This window comes from Planctomycetaceae bacterium, from assembly GCA_041398785.1.
GTDB lineage: Bacteria > Planctomycetota > Planctomycetia > Planctomycetales > Planctomycetaceae > JAWKUA01.
In genome coordinates this window covers 49,774-66,748 of record JAWKUA010000021.1, presented here as the reverse complement: position 1 = coordinate 66,748, position 16,975 = coordinate 49,774, and the positions used below count along the sequence as shown (strand labels likewise).

Below are 16,975 nucleotides of genomic sequence, written 5' to 3'. Positions count from 1 at the left end.
CAACCGCACATTCTGTTGATGAGCGGATTGCGGTTATCCGCCGGCACCAGCCGCCGGTTCCTTTGTCTCTTCTGATGTTGCCTCGTCCGCGGACTCCGCTGCACCCGCCGCGTCCGCAGGCGGCTCGGCTCCCGGAGGCGCGTAGACCACCGGACCAATGTTTTCCAGCATTCTGCCGTAGTTCATCAACGCATCGCGTGTGGCGATAATCTGAGCATCCGGGTCGCCGGTAAACAGGTCAGGAAACTGAGTGCGGTTGTTGTGCGGATAGTTGACCGGCATCGAAGTGTACGGAGTAATCCAGGTGGGCTTATAGAGCCACAGCTTCACCCAGTCCGACCGCAGCCTTTGATGCACGCGAATCAGGTTCGGCCCCTGAATGTCTTCCTTCGGATTCGAAACCTTGAACTTCCGTCCTCCGACGGAATGGCACTTGATGCACAGCGGACCATTCAGCGCCAGCCAGCTTTCCTGCAGATAATCCTGGTCCGGCTTCAGCAGGCCTTCGTGCTGAAGTGCGTGTTCCCGCGATGCCAGATAATCCGCGTCTGTGGTTTCCTGTTCCTGATACGGGAACGTGGCTCCGTCGACGGCTGCGAAGTAGTTCGCCAGGGTTTGAGCGTCCTCCGAACTGAGGTTGAACCGCGGCATCCGCAGCACGGTCGTGTACCGCAACTGGTCGGGTTCCTGCAGCCACTGGTACAGCCACGGAGTCTGAACTTTCAGACCTTCCTGATACAGCGGCGGCGGACTGGACTGCCATGCCAGATTGCGATTGCCTCCCGTGCGAGTCTCGGTCAGTTCTTCAACCAGCCACTCCGCAAAATCACCGCCGCGTCCTTCGACATAGGACGCCAGTTTTGAATCAGAAATCGTGATGCGCGAACTGGGGAGAATGCGCTTGGCGTCATCGCCGGTTCCAAAGTCGAGAGTTTCCCAGGTATCAAAGCCTGTTTCACGAAACTCCGGATCTTCTTCGTCGGGATCCGCGGGAACCATCTTCAGGCCGTGGAACGACGCCAGCGGCAGGCTGACGTCTTCGCCGTCGATCTTGAACACGCGGGACTGACCGGTCAGCGCTTGAGTCGGCTTCCGGAACTGCAACAGCAGGTCCACGGCTTTTTCGTGATCCTGCGGAGTCAGTTCCGTGGCAAACACGTCGTCTTCCACGTTGACGCCGTACGTCACTTTGGGAAGTTCGACCATGTGACAACCCGTGCAGTTGTACTTCGCCAGCAGAAACTCACCGTCGATGCGGGCCTTTTCGCGCTCAGTCGGGTGATACACATAAGCGGTCGCCGGCGGTTCCGCCACCAGTCCCAGCACAAACGTGGCGATGGATTCGATTTCGTCCTGCTGCAGGGGAAACCTGGGCATTCGCAGACGTTCGTCGTAGCCCTTGGTTTCCGTCTTCATGTAGTCATAGGACCGCGGATCCCGCAGCTTTTGCCAGAGGAATCCGGGGCGACCGTGATGCAGCAGACTTTCATAGAAAAAGGCGGCCGTCAGTTCGCTGTCGTATTCGGGATCACCGGGCTTGCGAGTCCCGTCTTCGGCCATGGCCATCGCGTTCTTGATTCGTTCCGCGGTGGAGCTTCCATCGGGCTCGCCGTGGTGGTGCAGGAACTCTTCGATGTGTTCCAGCCCCAGCCTGCTGGTATCCTTGCGACCCCAGTCCTGCAGAGCCACACCGATCGGACGAGCCGTTTCGAAGCCAGGGATGTCGTGGCAACCATAGCAGCCATAGCGGGTCACGGTGCGACGACCGATGTACTCCAGCTTCTTCTGCTTCCAGAGTTGCGGATCGGTGATCGACGAACCATCTTCCGTTGCCAGAACTTTCTCGTCACCGGCGACATCTTTGGCCGGCTGAGGAAACGCGCCGGTGCGAACAATTTCCCTGGCGGCTTCGTCGCTGAAGCGGGACTTCTTCAGAAACAGAGTGACCAGTTCATCCAGCGATTCGTCACTGTATTGTTCCGTCGGGAATGATTCCTGACTGCCGGCACTGAGCAGAAAGGCCACGATGTCGGCAGCCGGATCAACCGAGTTGCCGTCGGCGTCGGTGTATACATTCAGGTACAAATTCGGCATCCGTGTGCGGGGATGGTGGCGTACCGGATCCCTGACCCAGGTGTACAGCCAGTCGCTGAACGACGGATCGTCGGCGTTCCGGTTTACTTTCCGGTGGATGTCACTGATGTTCGGCCCGAAGTCAGCCGTCACTCCCGGAACCGCACTGTGTTGGTGGCATGCCAGACAGCCTCGTTCGGTGAACAACGCCCTGCCGCGTTCCGCATCCGGCTTGTAATCCGCAGCGGGACTCAACAGGTCCAGCTCTTCAGAATTGCCGATCAGAAACTGAGCCAGGCCCGCCAGTTCCACGGCTTCGTAACGCTGTGCCGTCTCATCCTCCTGATTGCTCAGATTGAAGAACTGCGGCATCTTCGTGGTCGGGCGATACCGTCCAGGAATTTCCGTCCAGTAGGAGACAAAATCGGACGACGTCTTGGACGCCAGGTGTCGCAGACTTGGCCCCACTTTGCGGAACTTGCCGGCGTTCTGAGTCGGGTCATCGGCAATTCGGTCACGTTCATCGTCGGTTTGCGGTTCCAGACGCATGTCCGGACCAATGGCTTTGCCCGCATCGAACCCGTGGATTTCATGACAGCCGAAGCATCCGTATTTGCGGATCAACTGGTAACCGCGATAGACCTTCGGCGCTGAGGCTCCGAATTTCGGGTGAATTCCCAGTTCCGTCACGTCGTGGTGGCACTTGATGCAGGTCGATTCGATGAACCGATCCGGCTGCATCGGATATTCCCAGAAGTGATTCGCGTGCCAGTGGTAATCGTGCTCCCATTCTTCGGCGATGTGTGGATCGTTGGGAGTGTGCTCCGCGTTGCCGAAACTGGTTCCCGAACCCTGACCGTCGTGGCAGATTGTGCAGCCGAATTTCGCCACGGAATGCGGACTGGCGGCCGTCGCATACAGGCTGTGCTTCGGGTGCGTGGCAAACGGCTCAGGAAACACATTGGTGGTGACCCAATCATGCACGTCATCCGTTTTCGGATGCCCCGAAGGAAACGCGGCGACATTTCCCGGTCCCGTCTTGTCGATGTTCAGGTGACAGGTGCGGCAGCGATCGAACCGTGCAATGGATGTCATCCCCAGCGTCTGTGAAAGGTTGGGCAACCAGTCCTGCTGCACCTTCGTCGGCGAATTGAATCCGTCGATGATCGGCCATTGCATGACCTGCCGTTTGATCTTTGAAAACAGTGAGTCCGGGTTCAGGTTCTGCAATGAAGCCTCAACCAGCTTCTTGTCAGCTTCCAGGCGATCCAGGGCTGCCTGAACGTCAGTCTGCTCCTTCGTCAGCTTTGCGTACTCCTGCAACCGGCTGCGACGTTCGTTGTCGTCCTGCGGGGTGGGCTTGCCGATCGCGTCAAGTTCAGCCTTCGCGTCATCGAGATCCAGTTGAATCTGATCGGCAGTTCCCTGCTTCTCGTCGAATACGTGCAGCAGAACGGACGCATCGGATTCAGGAAGTTGGTCGCGAATCGCCAGGTCATAGTTGGCTCGCGCTTCATCGCGATCCGCGTTTTGCGACTTCAACTCGAATTCCAGCCGTTCGATCTTTCTTCGAACCAGATCAGTACTGGCCTGAAATTCGGCCTGCAGATCGGAATATTCCTTCAGAGCCGTATTCAGTTCGTTGCGACGCGTTTCCAGCCGTGACTTTTCGTCTTCAAACTTCTGATTCTGGATATCCTTCAGGGCTTGTTCCTTGACCGCCACATCCAGCCGGAAGTTTGTGCGCTGGTAACCCCGCCATTCATCCGCCTGGTCAGCCGCCATCATCCAGACGACGGAAACCAGCATGGCAACGCAGCTAATCGCAAACACGACATGCAGCTTGTTCTGGCTTCGAAAGAAACTGTCGTTTGCCGGCATTTCAGTTCAGGCTCCAGCCGTATAACTCAAAACATGACTCAGCGGCGTCCAGCCAGCGCGGGACGCATCAGATATTCAGAAAGTACTCGGGAATCCCCACGATGTATTTCAGCGAGAACATCCACCGCAGCACCATCTTGATGGGCAGCACGGCCATCCACAGGACCAGGTTCGAAAACACCAGGAATCGGATCACACCCATGCGAACAAAGAATCGCCGCAGAATGGTCATCCCCAAAATCGGAGGCAGCACGGCGAAGTAGGCAATGATCAGGATGATTCCCGGAGATTCCCGGATCAGAATCGTCAGCAGTGAACTGCCTTTCGGCACGCCTCCGTAAATCTGATTGACGACCGGCCATCGCCAGAAGAACTCCGACAGGTTCACATTGGTGGCTGCTTCCACTTTATGAACGTCCCACAGCTCATAGATACCGAAGAAGTTCCAGTTCGGTCCACGCAGAAACGTTCCCAGCACGATCAGAGCAATCCACAGCGGGAAGAAGCCGAACATGAATGTGCAGATCGCAAATGCCCGTTCCCGGAAACAGTAGTAGCCGTTTCCGGCTTTGTTGAAGTCGATGTAGGGAATGGCCATCAGTCCGCCAAGAATGATCGTCGGCAGCACAACACCGGCCAGCCACGGGTCGAAGTACACCAGCATTTCCTGCAGTCCCAGGAAATACCACGGAGCCTTCGACGGGTTGGGAGTCTTCACGGAGGACGCAGGTTCTTCCAGCGGAGCCTGAAGAGCAATGCCCCAGAAGATCAGGACAGCCGTCAGCACGACCATACAAATCAGTTCGGTGTAAACCAGATCCGGCCACACCAGCACTTTGTCGTTGTTTTCTGATTCGTACAGAGGCCGGCCGGAGGCAACACGATTGTCATTGTCGATTGCCCGACGGAAATAGATCCAGGTCAGATAGGCGACAATGAACAGCATCGCGACAATCGGAACATTGTCTGGCTTACCGACAATCTGACGAAAGTCATAGTCGCTCATGCTGAGGCCCATGAAAATCACAGCCGCGTTCAGCATCAGCCAGGCCACGCTGGGTTTGGTCCAGAACTCACGCAGCAGGACCATCGCCGCAAACACCACCATGGAAAGGGCGAAGTAAATCACGGGGTTCGCGAAGTACTCATCGATGGGGTTCTTGAACCATTCCGGCAGCCGGATCATGAACGATTCCGGTCGAGCGGTCCCGGTGAAATGAGCGGCGGACACCAGCAGCAATACCGCCGACAGGGCAGCCCACACGGCCGCCACCGGAACTCCGGCCAATACCGGAACATTTCGGCTGAACTCTCCGTCAACCCGGAAGCTGCGAACTGTCCACAGCAGGTTCATCAGGAACAGAACCAGGTAGTACCAGCCAAGACCGGTCAGCACGCTGGATGTCAGGTCGGGATGTGGATCCATATTTCTGTGAGACCGATGGGATGCCGTATTACAGTTACAGTCCAGGGGTGGCCGCGGCCAGAGAGTGGCACTGGCGAACTCCGCGGAATCTCACCAAACCGCTCAGTCCGGCCCCGGCCACCCGATTCCGAGGCCTGATGAACACTACAGCGGCTGACTGATGCCGCCGTCCTTGCGAACTCGCCAGAAATGCACGGCGATCAGGCCGGAAACGACAAGCGGAATCGCCACACAGTGCAGAATGTAAAACCGGTTCAAAGTGGCTTCGCCCACGAAACGACCGCCCAGCAACAGAAACTTCGCGTCGCTGGCGGTGGTAATCAGGTCATAGCCACCCATATTCAGGATTTGAAAACCCGGCCCTTCGCTTCCCAGAAACGGCGTGGCGCGAGCCATATTGGAACCGACCGTGATGGCCCAGATCGCCAACTGGTCCCACGGCAGCAGGTAGCCGGTAAACGACAGCAGAAGTGTCAGCACCAGCAGCAAAACGCCGATGACCCAGTTGAATTCCCGCGGAGGCTTATAGCTGCCGGTCAGAAACACGCGGTACATGTGCAGCCAGACGGTAATCACCATCGCGTGGGCTCCCCAGCGGTGAATTTCCCGCATGATGCCCAGAGTCTGCACGTCTCGCAGTGCCTGGATGTCATAGAACGCCCACTCAAGTGTCGGGCGGTAATAGAACATCAGCAGCACGCCGGTGATCGTTTCCACAAGAAACAGAAAGAAGGTGATGCCGCCCATGCACCACGTGTAGCTCAGGGCAATCCCCTGCTGCTTGATGGACACCGGATGCAGGTGCAGAAAGAAGTTCGTCAGCATCACCACAACGCGGTTACGACGATCGGTCGGAGCCGGGTGGCGGAAGATGCTTCGCCAGATTTGTGAATTACGAATGTAGTCGCCTGGGGACACGAACAAGCTTCCTTAGCACGGATCAATTCGGGAGTAACACCACGATCATCAAAAGACAGATCTCATTTCCCCGGTCCCGTCACCGACACAGAACCCCGATCAACATCTGTGACAGCTCCAGACCAGCGACGTTCTATGCCACGGGCACGAACGACGCAGGATTCGACCACTGCCCCAGTTCCTGCTGAAACTTCACACTCTTGTCAACTTCCAGCATCCCGTCATCAGCCAGGCGAATCCCCATTCGCTCCAGCGGTCGCGGGGCCGGTCCTTCAAAGTTCACTCCGTTTTTGTAGAACCCGGAGCCATGGCAGGGACACTTAAACTTCTGCTCACCATCCAGCCAGTTCGGCGTACAACCCAGATGCGTACAGACGGTCGACAATGCGTAAATGATCTGCTTTCCGTCAACCTCGGCGTTGACGATCCACACACCGAACTGAGCCTTCCATTTGGTAGACACAGTTCCCGCGTCGTAATCCGTTGGAGGGCCGATCTTGAATTTTGTGGGTGGCTCCACCAGCACATTCGGCATCATGAATCGAGCCGTCGCCAGCGCGGACGCCGCTCCAGCGGCCGCCATGGCTGTCCACGCCACAACAATGGGACTCGACACAACACCGACCAGCCACGACAGCATGGACCGTCGCGTCTCCTTTGGCTCCGACGCCTGAGGCGCCTGGAACGGTGAGGGCGATGCTTTTGCCAGCGGCTTCCCGGGAAGCGCCACCTTGCCGGGAGCCTTCGCCTTTGCACCGGCAGCCGCGCCACCTTCACGAGCCGCACGGATCATCTCCGCCGCCGACATACCGCTGGCCGCAGAAACGTCCGCCTTCGCAGCTGCCGTCTTTCCGGCAGCCTTACCGGCAGCGGCCTTGCCTGCCGCTGGTTTCGCTGATGCGGCTGCACCGCCCTTGCCGGACCGCAGCGACGCCAGAATATCGGCTGTACCGCCGGGAGCCGCCGGCTTTGTCGCACCACCGCCTGATTTCGCTCCACCGCCATCTGATTTCACAGAGGCCAGGACATCACTGGTTGATTTTGGAGCCGCGGACTTTCCGCCAGCCGGTGCATCTGCCGCGGCTTTTCCGGCACGCAGCGACGCAAGAATGTCAGCGGTCCCCGACGGAGCCGCCGCTGGCTTTGATGCAGCCGGTTTCGCCGCGGCCGGCTTTTCTTCGGCCGCCGCTGCGCTGGGGCCGGAATCGTCGGCCGGCTGCTCGGGAGTCGGACTTGAGGGCTTTGCAGCGCCTCCCCGAATCTTCGAAAGAATGTCTTCAGTTGAAGGATTCTGGTCGCTCATGGGGTGAGTTCTCACCGTCCGCTGATGACGAGACAAGACAAGATCCCGGAGCGGATTCGAATACCACAAGCGACGTCACAGCGATCGCAGTGAAGCGAAAAATGAGACAGCGTCAGAGGTGTCGCAGCATAACGAAGCGGCTTAAAAGACAGCAACGCGTTCAGCGACCAATGCAGCGGTATGAGAACCGGCGGGCTTCGGGATTCTGCCCCGGCCCCTGGACACTGACAAGCGGGATGGAACGCCGGAGATTCTTTTCTCACACGCAGGAAGTGCCCAAAACGGCATGTCCCAGCCCTGGGAAGGATGAGTCAACCGGTTTATGCACACCGCGTATCGATGGTCGATCGTCGACAATTGCCACAACCAATTTTCACGCAGCCGGCGGCGGCGTTTGACGAATTGTGCGCGTCATATTTTCGTCGATGATGCGTCATCGGAGTGCGCCGGCTGCAGCCGATACCAAATCGCAATCGGCAGCATCACCGCAGCCAGCACGACAAACACCGCGTAGCTGTGTGCCTGTGCGGATCCGTCACCGGCAACCAGATTCGTCACGACGCCCATCACCACCAGAAACGCAGCCGACAGCAGGATCCCCACCCAGTTCAGAAAGTTCTGAGCACCAATCACGCGGCCCTTTTGGTCGGCAGGCGGAGCTTCCTGGATGTAGGTCTGAATCGGAACCACGAACACTCCCGCCGACAGACCCAGCAGCAACATGCTTCCGCGCACTGTCCATTCGAAGGTTCCCGCGTGAATGATGCTGTTCCAAATACCGGATTCTCCCGGCAGCACATCAGGGCGAGCCGCGACCGGGCTGCTGAGAAACGCGATCAGCAGCAGCGAACACACCGTCATCCACCCGCCGCGCTGAACCCACTTGCCGCCTTCGGACTTGCCGGTGCTGAAGAATCCCGCGATCGCGCATCCGGCGGCGATTCCGACTCCGATCGACGCCGTCATCAGGCTCGTGCGAGTCTTGTTCATGCCGAACACGTGTTCGCCGAGGTTGTTGACGGCCGGTTGAGCAGCGCCGCCGATAAACCAGAACACCGTCGCCACCAGCAGCGACTGAAACAGCTTCGGAGAACGCTTCAGCAGCGCGATGGTCTCACGCGGCAGAAACGCATTCTCCGGCCGCAGCGGCAAATTCGGGTGCGACGCGGGAGTCCGGTGGATCAGCAGCGACGTCAGAGTTCCGGTCAACGCGATCGCCAGAGCAATCACGCTGCACATCCATAGCGAATCTTCCAGTTCGTCCAGCGCAATTCCTGCGGCCGCTGTTCCGAAAATGATCGCCAGAAACGTGGTCATCTGAATCGAACCGTTGACGGGCAGCAGTTGTCGGTGACTGAACAGTTCCGGCAGAATTCCGTACTTGGACGGCCCGAAAATCGCGCTTTGAGCCCCCAGCAGGGCCAGCACGAAGATCAGCATCGTCAGTTGCAGACCATTCGTCGCGGGCAGAATCAACAGCACCAGCAGCGCCAGGCCCACGATGACGATTTCCGCGACCTTGCACAGCACGATGACGGTCCGGCGTGAGTACCGGTCGGAAAGATAGCCGCCCAGCCCCGACAGCAACACAAACGGCAGTGCGAATGCTGCGGTCGCCCAGGGCTGCATGTCGCTGCTGCCCGCCTTTGCCAGCTCCGTACACTTCAGCAGCACCATCTGCTTGAAGTAGTTGTCGTTGAACGCTCCCAGAAACTGAGTCAGCAGGATCCCCTGAAACACCGGGTTCGCCATCAGCCGGGAAACGTCGTTCCCGCCGACCGGGTGTTCCATCACCGCCGGACTTTCATACGGATTAGTCATCGAGGGAACTCAGACTGCGAACCTAACACCGGCGGACTTCCCGACCACCGACCGGCGGAACCCTAATTCAATCCGACGTTTGCGGCCATGCCAGTGCGCAGCCTCCTGTTCCCAAATCGACGGCACTTCTGCGAATTCTTCGGCGACAGGGTCGTGGCTATTTCTTTTTCTTCCGTTCCGCGTACTGCTGCCGGAAGGTCTTCTTCGGAGCGTCCGGCAGATCGCGTTTACGGCCCCATGCGTTTAGCGGGTTATAGACGGCGAACCGTGGCAGCCAGCGCAGGCCGAAGCGGGCGAATTGACCGCCGAGGTTAAACAGCCAGGTTCTCGACAACACGGCCGACGCCAGCTTCATGGACAGCTTCTTCGAAGTCCCGATCAGGTGCTTTCCGTCGAGAAATCCGCGCATCGCAAACAACTGATGGTGCAGCGGAATCTTCACCGGGCAGACGTCGGTACAGGACCCGCACAGGCTGCAGGCGAACGGCAGCGACGCGTGTTTTTCCGGTTCCCGAATCGGGGCCAGGATCGACCCGATCGGACCCGGGACCGTGGACTGATAGCTGTGGCCTCCGCTTCGCCGATACACCGGGCAGGTGTTCATGCAGGCACCGCAGCGGATGCAGTTCAGGCTGCGGCGAAACTCCGGGTTCTGCAGGATGCCGCTGCGACCGTTGTCCACCAGAACCAGATGCAGTTCGCAGCCTTCGCGAGGTCCGTGAAAGTGAGACGAATACGTCGTGATCGGCTGACCGGTGGCAGAACGAGCCAGCAGCCGCAGAAAGACGGCCAGATCGCTGGCTCGCGGGATCAGCTTTTCGATCCCCATGCAGGCAATGTGCAGCTTCGGCAGCGAAACGCCCAGGTCCGCGTTGCCTTCATTCGTGCAGACGACAAATCCACCGGTTTCCGCGATGGCGAAGTTGACTCCGGTGATGCCCGCGTCCGCCGAACAGAATCGTTCGCGAAGATGCTGCCGTGCGGCTTCCGTCAGATAGGCGGGGTCGGACGCGCCGGCTTCCGTTCCCAGATGCTCGTGAAAGCACTCACCGACTTCCTCCTTCTTAATGTGAATCGCCGGCAGCACGATATGGCTGGGAGCCTCGTTGCGAAGCTGGACGATGCGTTCTCCCAGATCCGTATCGACAACTTCCATTCCGTGCTGCTCCAGAAACGGATTCAGGTGACATTCCTCCGTCAGCATCGACTTGCTTTTGACGACCTTCTTCACACCGTGCCGCTTCAGGATGTCATGCACGATACGATTGTGTTCCTCGCCGTCGACGGCCCAGTGGACGTGCACACCCAAAGCCTTCGCGCGGGCTTCGAACTGTTCCAGGTACGTCGGAAGTTGCGACATCGTGTGCAGCTTGATCGCCGACGCCAGTTGCCGCAGCTCTTCCCATTCGGGCACACTGTTCGCCATCCGGTCGCGCTTCTCACGCACGAACCAGAGCGCTCGATCGTGCCAGTGAGCACGCTGGTCGTCGGAAGTGAATTGTCTGGCGAGTGTCGGGTGAGACATAGGGAAACCAGCGAACAGTGAATCCAAAATCGCAGTGAGCGGTCGATACTTCGACGGATTACACAAACGGGCGCCCGAAATCAAACGCACGAGTCCGTGTCCAGGTGATGCCTTGCTGCGCGAAGGTTCCGCATCGCTTTCGTTGTTCGCGTTCGCACGGGGTACCACATCTTCGAAGAAGTTGTGCGGCGCAGCCGTCGGAAAGCGTTATGGGACGTGCTGCCGCCTGCGGACTTTGCGGTCGCAAATGGCGTCCACAGATTTCACAGATTCACACAGATGACACCATCGGGAGGGCGAGGCTCCTGCAGAGCCGCTGCCGCAACGGACGTACTCTGGCACACGCGGCTTGGCGGGAGCCTCGCCCTCCCGAACGCAGCTCCGTCGGACAGACGCACCAATTTCGAAAAAATCGTTTCGCGGAAATCCGCGGCGACCGCGTACACTTTGCAGTAACTCCAGGTTCTGCGCAGCGGATTTTCCAGGTTCCCATGAAGTACCACCGCATAGTTCCAGACGTGCGAAGCTGTCTGATCCTCGGGATCGGCGTGGCGATCGCATGTTGCTCGGGACCGGCGGTCTATGCCTCATGCGGCGACTACGTGCACACGAAGGTCAGCCTTTACGAGAAGTTTGGTGACTCCGGCATCGATCCAGTCGGCGGCTCAGCCGCGGTCACCGGCGAGCGACGACGTGATGCGGCAGGATGGCACGCCCAGGGATCGTCGATGCCTCGCAGTCGCCTTCGGGAACTCAGCCGCCCTGCAACGGGCCGCGATGCCGCCGATCTGACGAATCCGAACGACCGGTGACTCCCGCCGTCCCGCCCGTGTCGCCGTCGCACGAAGCGATTTCGAACGCCGGAGTGGATCTTGAAGCCGCAGAAGGCAAACGTCGCCGCGCTGGCTATGACGCCGCAACTCCACTGGCGGGCTATCCCACCGATCCGGAGCCGCCGCCTGAGGCGCTGCGTCTGACCGTCTCCCGCTGAATGCCGTCGGCACGCCGCGAGAGACTGCGCCGTGCCATTCGTCGGCCTGATTTCTGCCGAACCATCGCTGCAGGCCGTTTGCTGTCGTCCGTTGGAATTTGAGACGACAATCCCGCATTCATCGGTTGAGAAAGCCCGTTTCCATGACGTCGATTCCTCCAGCTGCCGGCAGCGCGGGCGGGACAGCGGATGCTGCCCAGTCCCGAAAGGCCGTTCGCAAAGCCATCGGACCCCGGCTGCGAATTGTGTTCAACATCATGCTCGTCCTGTTGGCTCTGATCGGTGCCAACAGCGCCTATCTGGGTGGCGTGAAGATCCTGGAATGGTCAACCGGCCAGACGTATCAGGACTTCTTCTACATCTGCATGTTCCTGATGCACATCGTCGTCGGGCTGCTGATCGTAGTGCCGTTTCTGGTGTTCGGTCTGATTCACATGCGAAACACAAAGGACCGCAAGGTTCGCCGGACAGTGAGAATCGGTTACGCACTGTTTGCCATGTGTGTGATCGTGTTGCTGAGCGGCTTTGCTCTGGTGCGCATCGAGGGATTGTTTGACCTGAAGAATCCCGCGACTCGGTCGGCGGTTTACTGGCTGCACGTCGCAGCTCCCGTTGTCGGACTGTGGCTGTACTGGCTGCACCGTCTGGTCGGACCGAAGATGCAATGGAAGTCCGGACTTGTGTTTGCCGGCATTGCCGCAGCGGCAGCGGGTGTGATGGTGCTGCTGCAGTCTCAGGACCCGCGCAACTGGAACGCCGTTGGTCCGGCTTCCGGAAGGAAGTACTTCGAACCGTCTTCGGCCATCACATTGTCCGGAAACTTCGTTCCCGCGAAGACGCTGGACATGAACGCCTATTGTCAGAAATGTCACGCGGATGCTCACGCCGGCTGGGAAAACAGCGTGCATCGTTTCAGTTCCTTCAATAATCCGCCGTACCTGGCCGCTGTGTCCGAAACTCGCGAAGTCGCACTCAAGCGAGACGGAAGCGTGCAGGCGTCGCGATGGTGTGCCGGCTGTCACGATCCGGTGCCGTTTTTCAGCGGAGCCTTCGACGATCCCAACTTCGACATGCTGAATCATCCCACGGCGAAGTCGGGAATCACCTGCACCGTCTGCCACGCAATCACACACGTCAACAGTAACATCGGAAACGCCGATTTTGTGATCGAGGAACCTCAGCACTATCCGTTCGCGCACAGTGAAAATCAGATTCTGCAGTGGGTCAATAATCAACTGGTGAAGGCCAAGCCGTCGTTTCACAAGAAGACGTTTCTGAAGCCGCTGCACAAGACCGCGGAGTTCTGTTCCACGTGTCACAAGGTGCATCTGCCGTACGCTCTGAACCACTATCGCGAATTTCTGCGAGGACAGAATCACTATGACACGTGGCTATTGAGCGGTGTGTCGGGACATGGTGCTCGCAGTTTCTACTACCCGAAGGTGGCTGAAACCGACTGCAACGGCTGTCACATGCCGACGGAAGTGTCCACCGATTTTGGCGCGCAGCCGTTTGACGACGATGGTCTGCTGAAAATTCACGACCATCTGTTTCCGTCCGCAAACACAGGAATTGCGTGGCTGCGAGACAAGCCGGACGTCATCGCGGCTCACCAGAAGTTTCTGGAAGGCGTGATGCGAGTCGACATTTTCGGCATTCGCAACGGCAGTGGCATCGAAAGCGAACTAATCGCTCCGCTGCGCGACAGCGAAGTTCCACAGGATTCCGTCACAGCCGCGGCACCGGCTTCAGTAGTACCGGAGCCTTCCCCGAAACACGAAGTTCCGACGCTGACTCCCGGCGAAACGTACGTGCTGGAAGCTGTCATTCGAACCGTGACTATGGGGCACCATTTCACTCAGGGGACCACCGATTCGAATGAAATCTGGCTGGAAGTCGTTGCATCCTCCGGCGATCGCCAGATTGCCGCCAGCGGCCTTATGAACGAAAACGGTGAAGTCGATGAATGGTCGCATTTCGTCAACACGTTCATGCTGGATCGGGAAGGAAACCGCATTGATCGCCGCAACGCTCAGGACATTTTCGTACCACTGTATAGCCACCAGATTCCGCCCGGTGCCGGTCAGACCGCGCATTATCGGTTGACCGTGCCGCAGGACATTGCGGCCCCGCTGAACGTTCGAGTCCGGCTGCTGTATCGCAAGTTTGACTCGACGTACATGAAGTATGTCGACCGGAAGATGGCGGAACTCGGCGCGCCAATTCGCGGGCATGTACCCGGCCAGCCTTACCACAACGAATTGCCGGTGACCGTTCTGGCGGAAGACAGCGTTACATTTCCCATCGCCGGCATCGACGCGGAAGTCAGTAATCCACCGCGAGCCATCCCGGAATGGCAGCGCTGGAATGACTACGGAATCGGAATGCTGCTGAAAGGCAAGGCGGAACTTCGGCAGGCGGCCGACGCGTTTCGCAAAGTTGAAGAACTCGGCAGATTCGACGGCCCGCTGAATCTGGCGCGCGTCCTGTTCGCTGAAGCGGGAGCCGGTCAGCTTGACGAAGCGGTCGCCGCCGTTCAGCGAGCCGCGACCCACACCGATCCCGCTCCGCCGCCCTGGACCGTCGCGTGGTTAAGCGGAATCCTGAATCGTCAGCAGGGTTTCCTGAAGGAAGCCGAAGAGAACTTCCGGCAGGTTCTGGAAATGAGAGACGCCGAAACCGTGCGCCGGAAATTCGATTTCAGCAGAGACTACGAAGTCATCAATCTGCTGGGCCGGACCATTTTCGACCGTGCTCTGCAGATGCGGGGCGACTCACGCGACGCCGAACGAAAGGCTCGCCTGCAGGAGGCCGTTGAAGTCTTCCACCGCACTCTGGCCATCGATTCAGAAAACGTCGACGCCCATTACAACCTGAGTCAGCTGTATTCCAATCTGGGTGATGCGGAACTTGCACAGAAGCACAGCGACCTTCATGCGCGATACAAGATCGACGACACCGCTCGCGGACAGGCGTTCGGCAAGGCTCGACAGAAATATCCCGCCGCAAACTTCGCCGCTGAACCGCTGGTGATTTACGAATTGAAGTAAACCCCCGCTGCAGCGCGGGGCCTGGTACAGATCGAGTTTCGTCTGCGGCGATCAACCTTCATTTAACTCTGAAATTCCGCCGGAAACTTCCAGCCGGCCGCGACAACGCCCGTCCTTTCGGGATGGATTTTCAAAGAGCACTCAACATGACCGACGAACCGGAACTCACCAACGACGACATTGTCGGCAGAGCTTTGAAACTGTCGATCGCAGGGATCGTCCTGGCGGCGATTCTGGGCACCGCGTTCCTGTTTCTGCAGCGCGGGGACGAAGAGCAGCTTGCGGAGAAGACTGAGCAGACCGCTCTGCCCGAAGTGCGTCAGCTTCCGCCGCTGGAGATCCCGGCGATTCCGTTCACGGATGTCAGCGGCGATGCCGGACTCCGCTTTGTTCATCAGAACGGCGCTGCCGGAGAAAAGCTGCTGCCGGAAACCATGGGCGGCGGAGGAGCGTTCTTCGACTTTGACAACGACGGTGATCAGGACATCGTCTGTGTCAATTCGACAATCTGGCCCTGGAGCCCCCAGTCCGCGGAATCACCGACTCAGGCTCTTTACGAAAACGACGGCACCGGCCGGTTCACCGACATTACCGCGGGTTCCGGACTGGACGTGTCGTTCTACGGGAACGGAGTTGCCTGCGGTGACTACGACAACGACGGCCTTGTCGACCTTTACTTCACGGCAGTCGGTCCCGGTCGGTTGTTCCACAACGAAGGCGGCGGCAAATTCCGTAACGTGACGTCCGACGCAGCAGTCGCGGGAGCGGAAAACGCCTGGAGCACCAGCGCGGGCTTCTTCGACTACGACCTGGACGGCGATCTGGATCTGTTTGTCTGTCACTACATCGAATGGACGCGGGACACGGACCTGGCGTTCGAGTTCACGCTTGACGGAACTCTGCGAGCCTATGGTCGACCGGCGGACTTTCGCGGGGCTTTCCCGATCCTTTACCGCAACGACGGTGACGGCAGATTCACTGACATTTCAGAAGAAAGCGGTATTCGAGTCACCAACCCAAATACCGGCGAACCACTGGCCAAGTCACTCGGCCTGACATTCAGCGATGTGAATTCCGACGGACGGCCCGATGTCATTATCGCCAACGACACGGTTCAGAACCTGTTGCTGCTGAATCAGCCGGACGGCACGTTCACCGAATCCGGTGCCGGCTGCGGCATCGCTTTCGACAGCGACGGAACCACTCGCGGAGCCATGGGAATCGACGCGGCGTGCTTTCGCAACACGGAATCGCTGGGCATCACCATCGGCAACTTCGCCAATGAAATGACCGCACTGTATGTCTGCCAGACTCCCGGAATGGAGCTGCCGATCTTCCGGGACGAAGCCGTGTCCAATGGCATCGGACCCGTCACACGCGTCGAGCTGACATTCGGCGTGCTGTTTCTGGACGCGGATCTCGACGGCCGGCTGGATATCTTCGCCTGCAACGGCCATCTGGAAGAGGATATTCAGAAAGTGCAGTCCAGCCAGCACTACGAACAGCCGCCGCAGCTTCTGTGGAACTGCGGCTCCGAGTACGAAAACGAATTCATGGTTGTTCCGGAAGACAAGGTCGGCGCGGATTTTCTGCGCCCGATGGTTGGCCGCGGAGCCACGTCGGCCGACATCGACGGCGACGGCGATCTGGATCTGCTGCTGTTTGCGTCCGGCGGGCCGGCGCGGCTGCTTCGCAATGATCAGCAGTCCGGTCACCACTGGCTGCGATTCAAGTTGACCGGCGCGAAGAGCAACCGTGACGCCATCGGAGCCACCGTGAAAGTGACTCTGCCAGACGACACCGTGCTGACGCGCACCGTCAACCCGACTCGCAGCTACCAGTCTCAGGTCGAACTGCCCGTGACGTTTGGGCTCGGCGACTTCGAAACCGTGAAGAGCGTTGCCGTGACCTGGCCGACGGGGAATTTGCAATCCGTCGCCGTCGACGCGGTGGACCGGCTGATCGATGTTCAGGAATAATGACACCG

10 protein-coding genes are annotated in these 16,975 nt (G+C 58.9%); 4 read left to right on the top strand and 6 right to left on the bottom strand.

The window, feature by feature from the left end:
• Positions 1-33 precede the first annotated feature (33 nt).
• The 6 genes from R3C19_21300 to R3C19_21275 form a co-directional block, all read right to left on the bottom strand.
• Complete coding sequence (locus R3C19_21300; GenBank protein ID MEZ6062889.1) at positions 34-3,954, bottom strand: hypothetical protein; 3,921 nt, start codon at positions 3,952-3,954, stop codon at positions 34-36.
• A gap of 67 nt (positions 3,955-4,021) precedes the next feature.
• A complete protein-coding gene (locus R3C19_21295; protein ID MEZ6062888.1) occupies positions 4,022-5,380 on the bottom strand; it encodes a hypothetical protein in 1,359 nt (452 codons plus the stop codon).
• A 144-nt stretch (positions 5,381-5,524) separates the two neighbouring features.
• A complete protein-coding gene (locus R3C19_21290; protein MEZ6062887.1) occupies positions 5,525-6,298 on the bottom strand; it encodes a cytochrome b N-terminal domain-containing protein in 774 nt (257 codons plus the stop codon).
• A 133-nt stretch (positions 6,299-6,431) separates the two neighbouring features.
• Positions 6,432-7,601, bottom strand: a complete 1,170-nt coding sequence (locus R3C19_21285; protein MEZ6062886.1) for a ubiquinol-cytochrome c reductase iron-sulfur subunit — start codon at positions 7,599-7,601, stop codon at positions 6,432-6,434.
• Positions 7,602-8,012: 411 nt separating this feature from the next.
• Positions 8,013-9,422, bottom strand: coding sequence for an MFS transporter (locus tag R3C19_21280; protein MEZ6062885.1), 1,410 nt, complete (start codon positions 9,420-9,422; stop codon positions 8,013-8,015).
• 157 nt (positions 9,423-9,579) lie between these two features.
• The gene (locus R3C19_21275) at positions 9,580-10,947 is read right to left on the bottom strand and encodes a lactate utilization protein B (protein ID MEZ6062884.1); all 1,368 of its coding nucleotides are present in this window, start codon (positions 10,945-10,947) and stop codon (positions 9,580-9,582) included.
• A 491-nt stretch (positions 10,948-11,438) separates the two neighbouring features.
• Between R3C19_21275 and R3C19_21270 the strand changes: the two genes are divergently transcribed.
• From R3C19_21270 to R3C19_21255, 4 genes are all read left to right on the top strand, one after another.
• Positions 11,439-11,759, top strand: a complete 321-nt coding sequence (locus tag R3C19_21270) for a hypothetical protein (GenBank protein ID MEZ6062883.1) — start codon at positions 11,439-11,441, stop codon at positions 11,757-11,759.
• Positions 11,756-11,938, top strand: coding sequence for a hypothetical protein (locus tag R3C19_21265; protein ID MEZ6062882.1), 183 nt, complete (start codon positions 11,756-11,758; stop codon positions 11,936-11,938). Before R3C19_21270 ends, R3C19_21265 begins: the two co-directional genes overlap by 4 nt.
• A gap of 143 nt (positions 11,939-12,081) precedes the next feature.
• Entirely contained in the window at positions 12,082-14,988 is a 2,907-nt protein-coding gene (locus tag R3C19_21260; GenBank protein MEZ6062881.1) for a multiheme c-type cytochrome, read from the top strand.
• A gap of 146 nt (positions 14,989-15,134) precedes the next feature.
• Positions 15,135-16,967, top strand: a complete 1,833-nt coding sequence (locus R3C19_21255; GenBank protein ID MEZ6062880.1) for a CRTAC1 family protein — start codon at positions 15,135-15,137, stop codon at positions 16,965-16,967.
• Positions 16,968-16,975: the final 8 nt, after the last annotated feature.